The organism is Yersinia vastinensis, assembly GCF_902726565.1.
GTDB classification, from domain to species: domain Bacteria; phylum Pseudomonadota; class Gammaproteobacteria; order Enterobacterales; family Enterobacteriaceae; genus Yersinia; species Yersinia vastinensis.
In genome coordinates this window covers 1-10,491 of the sequence record NZ_CACVAF010000024.1, presented here as the reverse complement: position 1 = coordinate 10,491, position 10,491 = coordinate 1, and the positions used below count along the sequence as shown (strand labels likewise).

The following is a 10,491-nucleotide window of genomic DNA, read 5'->3' as shown; positions in this document are numbered from 1 at the left end:
AAAAAGAAATCAATTATGAGCACAGAACATAAACAGTCTTTATCGGCGGTAACTCTGGCTGCAATAGGGGTGGTTTACGGTGACATTGGTACTAGCCCGCTCTATACCTTGAGAGAGTGCTTTTCTGGTCATTATGGTTTTGATGTTCGCCCAGATGTGGTGTTTGGGTTTTTATCGCTGATTTTCTGGATGTTAATTCTGATTGTCTCAGTTAAATATCTGACCTATGTCATGCGCGCAGATAACGCCGGTGAAGGTGGGATTTTAACGTTGATGTCTTTGGCTGGGCGTAATACGTCTTCCAGAGCCACTTCAATTTTGGTGATACTCGGCTTAATTGGCGGCAGCTTTTTTTATGGTGAAGTGGTTATCACGCCCGCAATATCGGTTATGTCGGCCATTGAAGGGTTGGAAATTGCCGCGCCCGCGCTTGATCCCTACATTGTCCCCTGCTCTATTGCGGTATTGACTCTGCTGTTTGTTATTCAAAAACACGGCACGGGTAGTGTTGGTAAGTTATTTGCACCTGTTATGTTGGTGTGGTTCCTGACTTTGGCACTCCTTGGTCTGCGTAGCATTATCGCAAACCCAGATGTTTTGGCTGCATTGAATCCTAAGTGGGCAATAAGCTTCTTTACCGAATACAAATCTGTTTCATTCTTTGCCCTTGGTGCTGTGGTTCTGGCTATTACAGGGGTGGAGGCGCTATATGCCGATATGGGGCACTTTGGTAAATTTCCTATTCGGTTGGCATGGTTTACGGTGGTTTTACCGTCATTAGTGCTGAATTATTTTGGTCAGGGCGCGTTATTACTGAAAAACCCAGAAGCCATCAAAAACCCCTTCTTCCTATTAGCCCCAGACTGGGCACTGATCCCATTATTAATACTGGCAACGCTGGCGACCGTTATTGCCTCGCAGGCTGTTATCTCCGGTGTATTCTCACTGACTCGGCAGGCGGTTCGTTTAGGTTATTTACCGCCGATGCGGATTATTCATACGTCAGAAATGGAATCAGGTCAGATATATATACCGGTAATTAACTGGACACTGTATTTGGCCGTCGTGTTGGTGATTGTCGGCTTTGAGCGTTCCAGTAATTTAGCCGCGGCTTACGGGATTGCAGTGACCGGCACCATGGTGATAACCAGTATTCTGTTCTGTACTGTGGCGTTGAAAAACTGGCATTGGAATCGTGCTTTTGTTGGCTGTCTGCTGGTGGTTTTGCTGATTATCGATGTGCCTATGTTCTCCGCTAACGCCCTGAAATTATTCTCTGGTGGCTGGTTACCGTTATCACTGGGTCTCGTGATGTTTATCATCATGACCACTTGGAAAAGCGAGCGTTTCAGTCTGCTGCGTCGTATGCATGAACACGGGAATTCACTGGAAGCGATGATTGCCTCATTGGAAAAATCGCCACCAGTGCGCGTAACAGGGACGGCGGTCTATATGTCGCGAGCGATGAATGTCATTCCGTTTGCGTTACTGCATAACCTTAAACACAACAAAGTGTTGCATGAGCGGGTGGTGTTGCTGACATTGCGAACTGAAGATGCGCCTTATGTTCATAATGTGAACCGGGTAACTATCGAGCAGCTTTCACCAACATTCTGGCGTGTTGTCGCCAGTTATGGTTGGCGGGAAACACCAAACGTGGAAGAGATTTTCCATCGCTGTGGTTTGGAAGGTTTGCCGTGCCAGATGATGGAAACCTCATTCTTTATGTCTCACGAGTCACTTATTCTGACCAAGCGTCCATGGTATCTGTTCTTGCGAGGCAAGTTATTTGTTGCTCTTAGCCGCAATGCGCTACGCGCAGCCGATCAGTTTGAGATCCCCCCCAACCGGGTCATAGAACTCGGGACGCAAGTCGAGATTTAGCGATGAAGGCCGTTATGATTAACGGCCTTTTTTTACGTTGACTATCTCTCTATCAGAAAATATTCAATATTCTGATTATTTGTCATCCGCTTTGTACCGGTTCAGCGAAACGTTTCGATGACGATCACAATTTCACCAAATTGGGTTTGCCTTCTGCTGTCATTTTCCTAAACTCAGTATCAGCGAAACGTTTCGCTGTTGGAGTAAAAAATGAAAAAAGGCGCATTACTGAATTCTGATATTTCCGCTGTTATCTCTCGTCTGGGTCATACCGATCAGATTGTGATAGGTGATGCGGGGCTGCCGATACCGGCAACCACCACACGTATCGATTTGGCACTGACACGAGGCGTCCCTGGTTTCCTCCAGGTTCTTGAGGTGGTAACGCAAGAAATGCAGGTTGAGAGTGTCTACCTTGCACAGGAGATAGTTAAAAATAATCCCCAACTCCATGAAGCGTTACTCGCCCAACTAACACAACTTGAGCAACACCAGGGAAACCAAATTGTTTTGCACTATATCAGCCATGAGGCTTTTAAAGAGCAGACCAAACAAAGCCGAGCCGTGATTCGTAGCGGGGAATGTTCCCCCTTTGCTAACATCATTCTCAGCTCCGGCGTAACTTTCTGAGGCATTTATGCAACCTTTGCTGCAACTGAAAGGGATTGATAAAGCCTTTCCCGGCGTCAAAGCACTCTCCGGTGCCGCGCTTAGTGTCTATCCTGGCCGAGTGATGGCACTGGTAGGCGAAAATGGGGCCGGAAAATCGACCATGATGAAAGTACTGACTGGCATCTACAGTAAGGATGCCGGCAGTCAGCATTTCTTGGGTAAAGAAGTGGTGTTTAATGGCCCGAAAGACTCTCAGGAAGCGGGGATTGGCATTATTCATCAGGAACTTAACCTGATCCCACAGTTAACCATCGCAGAAAACATCTTTTTAGGGCGTGAGTTTGTTAATCGTTTTGGCGGCATTGATTGGAAAAAAATGTATGCCGAAGCCGATTTACTGCTAGCGCGCCTCAATATCAGTTACAGCAGCCATCGGCTGGTGGGTGAGCTTTCCATCGGTGATCAGCAAATGGTGGAAATCGCCAAAGTGCTGAGTTTCGAATCCAAAGTTATCATTATGGATGAGCCAACGGATGCGCTGACCGATACCGAAACCGCCTCACTATTTAACGTAATTAACGAGTTGAAAGCGGAAGGCCGCGGTATTGTTTATATCTCCCACCGACTAAAAGAAATCTTTGAGATTTGCGACGATGTCACGGTATTTCGTGATGGGCAGTTTATTGCCGAGAAACCGGTAAGCAGCCTGACGGAAAACTCCCTGATTGAGATGATGGTGGGGCGCAAGCTAGAAGAACAATACCCGCGCTTGAATTTACCGCGTGGCGAAAAGCGCTTGCAGGTCAAACAGCTATGCGGCCCCGGTGTGAAAAACGTCAATTTCACCCTCTACAGTGGCGAGATCTTGGGGGTTGCTGGCTTGATGGGCGCAGGCCGTACTGAACTGATGAAAATCATCTATGGTGCACTGCCGCGTAAATCTGGTTTTGTCATCCTTGATGGGCGTGAAGTTGTCACCCATTCCCCACAAGATGGCTTGGCAAACGGTATTGTCTATATTTCCGAAGACCGCAAACGTGATGGTTTAATACTCGGCATGTCGGTTAAAGAGAATATGTCTTTGACGGCGTTGCGTTATTTCAGCCGCAGCGGTGGTTCACTCAAACATGCGGATGAGCAACAAGCGGTGGCGGACTTCATTCGCTTATTTAATATTAAAACGCCTTCCATGGAACAACCTATTGGTCTGTTGTCCGGTGGTAATCAGCAAAAAGTAGCTATCGCGCGCGGTTTGATGACTCGGCCAAAAGTATTGATCTTGGATGAGCCCACCCGTGGGGTAGACGTCGGGGCGAAAAAAGAGATTTACCAGCTAATTAACCAATTTAAACAAGAAGGGCTGAGCATCATCTTAGTCTCCTCTGAAATGCCAGAAGTGCTAGGTATGAGTGACCGCATTATTGTGATGCATGAGGGTCAACTCAGTGGCGAATTCTCAATCGAACAAGCGACTCAGGAAGTATTGATGGCCGCCGCCGTCGGCAAACGTGATTCATTTATAAATAATGGCTCGGTAAGTCATAGTGTGCAGAGCAGGAGTGATCAGATATGAGTTCCCAGACTATCCAGACAAAACGCTGGTTCAGTAAAGAATGGTTGTTAGAACAAAAATCACTGATTGCGCTGCTGGTGCTGATTGCTGTGGTTTCGTCACTTAGCCCGAACTTCTTTACCCTTAATAACATGTTCAACATTCTCCAGCAGACGTCGGTTAATGCCATCATGGCTGTCGGCATGACGCTGGTTATCCTCACGTCAGGAATTGATCTGTCGGTGGGGTCATTACTGGCATTGACTGGCGCAGTTGCGGCCTCGATTGTTGGGCTGGAGGTTAATGCTCTGGTAGCTGTTGGAGCCGCATTGGCATTGGGGGCGTTTGTTGGCGGCATCACAGGGGTGATTGTTGCTAAAGGCAAAGTGCAGGCATTTATTGCCACATTGGTCATGATGCTGTTATTGCGTGGCGTAACCATGGTTTATACCAATGGTAGCCCGATAAATACCGGTTTTACTGATGTAGCAGATACCTTTGGCTGGTTTGGTATTGGCCGCCCATTGGGGATACCCACTCCGATTTGGTTGATGGCGATTGTCTTTATTGCTGCGTGGTACATGCTGCATCACACGCGGCTGGGGCGTTATATCTATGCTCTGGGGGGAAATGAATCAGCGACTCGCCTTTCGGGTATCAGTGTCGATAAAGTCAAAATTATTGTTTATTCATTATGTGGGTTGTTAGCGGCATTGGCAGGGATTATCGAAGTTGCCCGTTTGTCGTCAGCACAACCTACCGCCGGTACTGGCTATGAACTGGATGCAATCGCAGCAGTCGTTCTGGGTGGTACTAGCCTTGCTGGGGGGAAAGGGCGGATTGTTGGCACCCTAATCGGCGCATTAATCCTCGGCTTTTTAAATAACGGTTTAAATTTATTGGGTGTCTCCTCCTACTACCAAATGATCGTTAAAGCAGTGGTTATCCTGCTGGCGGTGTTGGTAGACAATAAAAAGCAGTAGGTTATTTTACTGACCATTTTGGCGTTGGGCAGTGCTTAGAATCCTCACGTACTTTGTGTACGTTTCGGTTCTTACGCGCTGGCCGCACCCAGACTGTCAGCGACAATAACGCCTACTAAATTGAGTTAGCTAACTCCCTACAGGAAATTGCGACCATGAAAATGAAAAAACTGGCTACATTGATCTCTGTTGTTGCACTGAGCGCTACCGTAAGTGCTAACGCGCTGGCAAAAGACACGATCGCGCTGGTAGTTTCCACGCTGAATAACCCGTTCTTTGTTTCAATGAAAGACGGGGCACAAAAAGAAGCGGATAAACTTGGCTACAATCTGGTGATATTGGACTCCCAAAACAACCCGGCGAAAGAGTTGGCTAACGTGCAGGATTTAACTGTTCGTGGCACTAAGTTGCTGTTGATTAACCCAACAGACTCTGATGCTGTGGGTAACGCGGTTAAAATGGCGAATCAGGCCAATATTCCAGTGATCACCCTTGACCGTCTGGCTAATGCTGGGACTGTAGTCAGTCACGTAGCATCTGATAACCGCTTCGGCGGCAAAATGGCGGGTGATTTCATCGCTAAGAAAGCAGGCACCGATGCCAAAGTGATTCAGTTGGAAGGGATTGCGGGTGCGTCTGCGGCTCGTGAACGTGGTGAAGGCTTTAAGCAGTCAATGGAGAAAAATAAATTCCAGTTGCTGGCTAGCCAACCGGCTGATTTTGACCGCACCAAAGGTCTGAACGTCATGCAGAACCTGCTGACGGCCCACCCGGATGTTCAAGCTGTATTTGCTCAGAACGATGAAATGGCGTTAGGTGCACTGCGTGCCTTGCAGACTGCGGGTAAAACTGACGTGTTAGTGGTTGGCTTTGACGGTACTGACGATGGAATCAAAGCTGTAGAAAGCGGCAAAATGGGCGCAACTATTGCCCAACGCCCAGATCAGATTGGTGTCATTGGGGTACAAACTGCGGATAAAGTATTGAAAGGCGAAAAAGTACAGGCAGTTATCCCGGTTGATTTGAAGTTAGTGACTAAGCAATAACGTTCTTCATTAAAAAATAAAGAAAAGCAGGGCATAACGTCGCCGCCACAGTTATCTGGGCGGTGACGTCATCTATAAAGGAATACATGTGATGGAAACAGGTAAATTAGTGGTTCTAGGCAGCATCAATGCCGACCATATTTTGAATATTGAGCAGTTTCCGCGTCCAGGTGAAACGGTGATCGGGAAGCAGTATAAAGTTGCTTTCGGTGGCAAAGGCGCTAACCAAGCGGTTGCTGCTGGCCGTAGTGGGGCGAATATCGCGTTTATTGCCTGTGTGGGTGAAGATGATATTGGTGACCGGGTGCGCCAGCAGTTAGCCAGCGATAATATTGATACTGCACCAATCGAAGCGATAAAAGGCGCTACCACTGGGGTTGCACTGATTTTTGTGAATGGTGAAGGCGAGAATGTGATTGGCATTGATGCCGGTGCAAACTCAGCAGTCACGCCCGACTATCTTGATCGCTACCAACAGCAAGTTATCGATGCTGATGCACTCTTGATGCAACTAGAATCACCACTTGAGACGGTTATTGCTGCCGCTAAACTGGCAAAACAGCATCAAACCCAAGTTATCCTTAACCCGGCCCCAGCCCGCGAACTGCCAGATGAGCTGTTAACGCTGGTGGATATGATAACCCCGAATGAAACAGAAGCAGAGCGCTTAACCGGCGTACATATTGAGCAGGATGATGATGCAGCGAAAGCAGCACAAATTCTGCATGATAAAGGGATCGCGACCGTCATCATTACGTTGGGTAGTCGTGGGGTATGGCTTAGTGTGCAAGGGGAAGGGAAATTGATCGCTGGGTTCAAGGTGAATGCAGTCGATACCATTGCTGCTGGTGATACATTTAATGGCGCATTACTGACTGCTTTATTAGAAGGTCAATCGATGGGCTTAGCAGTCCGTTTTGCTCACGCTGCGGCGGCTATTGCGGTCACTCGTTCTGGCGCGCAACCGTCCATTCCATGGCGGGCCGAGATCGACAGTTTCTTACAAGACCGGGTATAACTTTGGCCACCATGAAAGATGTCGCCCGCCTCGCGGGCGTATCAACCTCAACAGTCTCGCATGTGATTAATAAAAACCGTTTTGTCAGCGATCCTATCCGCGACAAAGTGCAAGCTGCCATCAAGCAACTCAACTATGCCCCTTCTGCGCTGGCGCGGAGTTTAAAACTCAATCAAACCAGAACCATCGGTATGTTAGTTACTGCCAGTAGCAACCCGTTTTATGCTGAAGTGGTGCGTGGCGTTGAGCGTAGTTGCTATGAACGTGGCTATAGCTTAATTCTGTGTAATACCGAGGGCGATATTGACCGCATGAGCCGCAGCATTGAAACCTTAATGCAAAAGCGTGTCGATGGGTTGCTATTAATGTGTACCGAAAGTCATCGTCCATCACAGGATATTCTGCGTTGTTATCCTTCGTTGCCGATCATTATGATGGACTGGGCCCCTTTCGAAGGGGTCAATGACGTTATTCAGGACAACTCATTATTAGGCGGGGAAATGGCAACCTCATATTTAATTGCCAGAGGATATACCCGAATTGCCTGTATTGCGGGCCCACAAGATAAAACACCGGCTAAAGAACGTTTGGAAGGATTCCGCCAAGCAATGGATCGTGCTGGTTTACCGGTGCTACCGGGGTACGAAGTGGCTAGTGATTTTGAATTTAGTGGCGGTTTGGTTGCCATGAAACAGTTACTGGCATTGGCCGAGCCACCTGAAGCGGTCTTTACCAGCAACGATGCGATGGCTGTTGGGGTTTATCAGGCTTTGCATCAGGCAGGGTTATCCATTCCGCAAGATATGGCCGTTATTGGTTACGATGATATTGAAATCGCACAATATATGACGCCACCGCTAACGACGATTCATCAACCTAAAGATGATCTGGGTGAACTTGCTATTGATACGCTTATTCATCGGCTCAATAACCCGGAAGCGGAACCACAAGTTCTGATTCTTACTCCCGAGCTTATCGAGCGGGGATCAGTGACAACCCGTTAAACTTCACTCTCTGCGGGTTGCGTGGCTTTTTTCACTATTCGACCCTTAATGAGATTATTGCCATCTTTCGGTTTGAGTAATAAGAACACCGCAGAGGACAGTAAAGTCACTACACCCATGGTAATAAAGGTGTAGTGGAAGTGATCGACATTATCACCCACAGATAATCCATCGTAGAATCGCAAGACGACAGCACTGATAGCAACCCCAAAGCTAATGGCAAGTTGCTGGGTCACGGCCAAAACACTGTTTCCTGAACTGGCATTGTTATCCGTTAAGTCAGCCAGCGTTATGGTATTCATCGCGGTAAATTGTGTCGACATCGCCATACCCAAGACAAAAAGTGGCAATATCATCATCCAAGGCGACATGCCCGGTGATTGCAACGCAAACAAGGCAATCAGAATACCGATAATCACCGTCACCCCTACCAACACCTTACGGTAGCCCAACGAACGCAATACTTGAGTTACCACAGATTTCGCCATCATCGAACCAATCGCTGTGGGGGCCATCATGCAACCAGCAATAATTGCTGAATAACCAAATCCAACCTGCAACATCAATGGCATCAGGAACGGTACACACCCCGTACCCAGACGTGACGCTACGTTACCTGCAATCCCGACCGAGAAGGTTCGGGTCTTAAACAGTGGTAAACCAATCAGTGGATTTGGATGGTGTTTAGCATGGAATATATAGAAGAACAGCATTAATAAGCCACCGGCCATTGTCGCGGCAGGTAGATAATCAGCAATATCGGGCCGGCCCATAATTTCCAGACTTACGGATATCATGACTAAACTGCTGCCGAATAGCAGGAAACCGATAAAATCAAAGGTGCGTTTAGGCATGGTGAAATCCGGCATATATTTACGAGCGTAAAAGATACCGAGCAAGCCAATAGGAATATTAAGGATAAAAATCCAATGCCATGTGGCATAGGTCACCAGCAGCCCACCGAGTAGTGGCCCCATGACAGGGCCGATTAATCCGGGGATGGTGACAAAGTTTAAGACTGGCAATAACTCACTGCGTGGGTAAGCTCGAATGAGCGCCAGCCGAGCTACCGGCATCATCATGGCTCCCCCGACACCTTGAATCACACGAGATGCGACCAAAAAGTGCAATGAATCTGAAAGTGCACACAATAATGACCCTAACGTAAATAGTGAAACCGCCAGAATGAAAATGCGTCGGGTTCCGAAGCGATCAGCCAACCAACCACTCACGGGAATCAACATGGCGACGGTCAGGGTATAACTGATGATGGCTGACTGCATAGTCAGTGGGGATCGGTTAAGGCTTTCAGCTATTGATGGGAGTGCCGTATTCAGTATGGTGGCATCCAAAGCCTGCATAAAGAAAGCCATGGCGGCTATCCAGGGAAGTCCCGCCATGCTACGTGCAGATTTTATCATTGTCCGTCCTGGTTATATTGGGAGGAATACCCTCTCTATTTATATAGATATAAATAACATCTCGCGGCTAATCTTTCTCTGTTAATAACACTTGGCAAGCCAATAATGCACCTTGGCTGTCTCGCGCGAGAATGGTGTCGACAATATCCTGATGGTGTTGCAGCTTAATCACCTCATCACCAGTAATGGCACGAAAATAGCTGTGATACACCGAACTGAATAAATTGGCGAAAGATGTCAGAAATGGATTGCCGCTGGCTTCATAAATTAATTGATGAAACTGAGCATCCACTTGAATCCAGCGCTCGCGGTTAAACTGGATGTGCAGCGCCCGCATCTCTTCTATTAATGAAGCCAACAGTTCCCGCTGCTGTTCATTCGCATTGATAGCCGCCAGTGAACAGGCTTGAGGTTCAAGTGATCTCCTTAATATAAGGAAGTGCTGCATGACTTCATCGAAATTCTCCCTGTTCACCCACCAGGTCAATAATTCTTGATCAAGGTAGTTCCAATTTGCTTGCGGCATTACGCGGGTACCAATTCGTGGTCGTGGTAATAACATCCCTTTTGCTGCCAACATTTTCACCGCTTCACGTACAGCAGTACGGCTAACACCAAATTGCTCCCCCAACTCTATCTCGCCAGGCAATATGCTGCCGGCTTCATATTCTCCTGCGAGAATGCGCTGGCCAATTTTTTCGGCCAGCAGATATGAAAGATTGCGCTGGGCGGCCTGTTGTTGGGTATTTAGTTGCATGGTGTTTTGTCCTATCTGTCTTCTTATACTTCTATTTTACTCTACTGTTTAACTCGGGTACTGAATGTTTAGCTTAATATTTGTTTAAATATTGGCCTTTTACCCCATTTTTGCTGAAAAAAAACACGGTTGAAAAGTTTTTTTAAATTAGGGGTTGCAGGCTGTCAGGAACTCCCTATAATGCGCCTCCACTGACCGGGAACAACGAAACACA

9 protein-coding genes are annotated in these 10,491 nt (G+C 47.5%); 7 read left to right on the top strand and 2 right to left on the bottom strand.

All coding sequences use genetic code 11. The features are described 5' to 3' along the window. Nucleotides 1–15 precede the first annotated feature (15 nt). From kup to rbsR, 7 genes are all read left to right on the top strand, one after another. Nucleotides 16–1,884, top strand: a complete 1,869-nt coding sequence (kup, locus tag HUZ92_RS20545) for a low affinity potassium transporter Kup (RefSeq protein ID WP_050099275.1) — start codon at nucleotides 16–18, stop codon at nucleotides 1,882–1,884. 210 nt (nucleotides 1,885–2,094) lie between these two features. Beyond that, a complete protein-coding gene (rbsD, locus tag HUZ92_RS20540; RefSeq protein ID WP_145579529.1) occupies nucleotides 2,095–2,514 on the top strand; it encodes a D-ribose pyranase in 420 nt (139 codons plus the stop codon). A 7-nt stretch (nucleotides 2,515–2,521) separates the two neighbouring features. Further along, the gene (rbsA, locus tag HUZ92_RS20535) at nucleotides 2,522–4,069 is read left to right on the top strand and encodes a ribose ABC transporter ATP-binding protein RbsA (protein ID WP_050295582.1); all 1,548 of its coding nucleotides are present in this window, start codon (nucleotides 2,522–2,524) and stop codon (nucleotides 4,067–4,069) included. After that, on the top strand, nucleotides 4,066–5,031 hold the full coding sequence (gene rbsC, locus HUZ92_RS20530; RefSeq protein ID WP_050099270.1) for a ribose ABC transporter permease: 966 nt from the start codon (nucleotides 4,066–4,068) through the stop codon (nucleotides 5,029–5,031). Before rbsA ends, rbsC begins: the two co-directional genes overlap by 4 nt. A 155-nt stretch (nucleotides 5,032–5,186) precedes the next feature. Beyond that, nucleotides 5,187–6,077 (top strand): ribose ABC transporter substrate-binding protein RbsB, encoded by an 891-nt coding sequence (gene rbsB, locus HUZ92_RS20525; RefSeq protein ID WP_050099268.1) that lies wholly within the window; start codon nucleotides 5,187–5,189, stop codon nucleotides 6,075–6,077. A gap of 91 nt (nucleotides 6,078–6,168) precedes the next feature. Beyond that, nucleotides 6,169–7,095: a ribokinase gene (gene rbsK, locus HUZ92_RS20520; RefSeq protein ID WP_050099266.1), complete on the top strand. Its 927-nt coding sequence runs from the start codon at nucleotides 6,169–6,171 to the stop codon at nucleotides 7,093–7,095. 2 nt (nucleotides 7,096–7,097) lie between these two features. Further along, on the top strand, nucleotides 7,098–8,099 hold the full coding sequence (rbsR, locus tag HUZ92_RS20515; protein ID WP_050099264.1) for a ribose operon transcriptional repressor RbsR: 1,002 nt from the start codon (nucleotides 7,098–7,100) through the stop codon (nucleotides 8,097–8,099). On the opposite strand, the gene mdtD is transcribed toward rbsR, so the two are convergent. Continuing rightward, nucleotides 8,096–9,520: a multidrug transporter subunit MdtD gene (gene mdtD / locus HUZ92_RS20510; protein ID WP_050099262.1), complete on the bottom strand. Its 1,425-nt coding sequence runs from the start codon at nucleotides 9,518–9,520 to the stop codon at nucleotides 8,096–8,098. The two genes, rbsR and mdtD, sit on opposite strands and share 4 nt — an antisense overlap. Before the next feature lie 67 nt (nucleotides 9,521–9,587). Then, nucleotides 9,588–10,277: a FadR/GntR family transcriptional regulator gene (locus tag HUZ92_RS20505; RefSeq protein WP_050140100.1), complete on the bottom strand. Its 690-nt coding sequence runs from the start codon at nucleotides 10,275–10,277 to the stop codon at nucleotides 9,588–9,590. Nucleotides 10,278–10,491 lie beyond the last annotated feature (214 nt).

Excerpts from the sequence above, each read along its gene's own strand:
- kup (WP_050099275.1), top strand. The coding sequence starts at position 16 with ATGAGCACAGAACATAAACAGTCTTTATCGGCGGTAACTCTGGCTGCA.
- rbsD (WP_145579529.1), top strand. The coding sequence starts at position 2,095 with ATGAAAAAAGGCGCATTACTGAATTCTGATATTTCCGCTGTTATCTCT.
- rbsA (WP_050295582.1), top strand. The coding sequence starts at position 2,522 with ATGCAACCTTTGCTGCAACTGAAAGGGATTGATAAAGCCTTTCCCGGC.
- rbsC (WP_050099270.1), top strand. The coding sequence starts at position 4,066 with ATGAGTTCCCAGACTATCCAGACAAAACGCTGGTTCAGTAAAGAATGG.
- rbsB (WP_050099268.1), top strand. The coding sequence starts at position 5,187 with ATGAAAATGAAAAAACTGGCTACATTGATCTCTGTTGTTGCACTGAGC.
- rbsK (WP_050099266.1), top strand. The coding sequence starts at position 6,169 with ATGGAAACAGGTAAATTAGTGGTTCTAGGCAGCATCAATGCCGACCAT.
- mdtD (WP_050099262.1), bottom strand. The coding sequence starts at position 9,520 with ATGATAAAATCTGCACGTAGCATGGCGGGACTTCCCTGGATAGCCGCC.
- HUZ92_RS20505 (WP_050140100.1), bottom strand. The coding sequence starts at position 10,277 with ATGCAACTAAATACCCAACAACAGGCCGCCCAGCGCAATCTTTCATAT.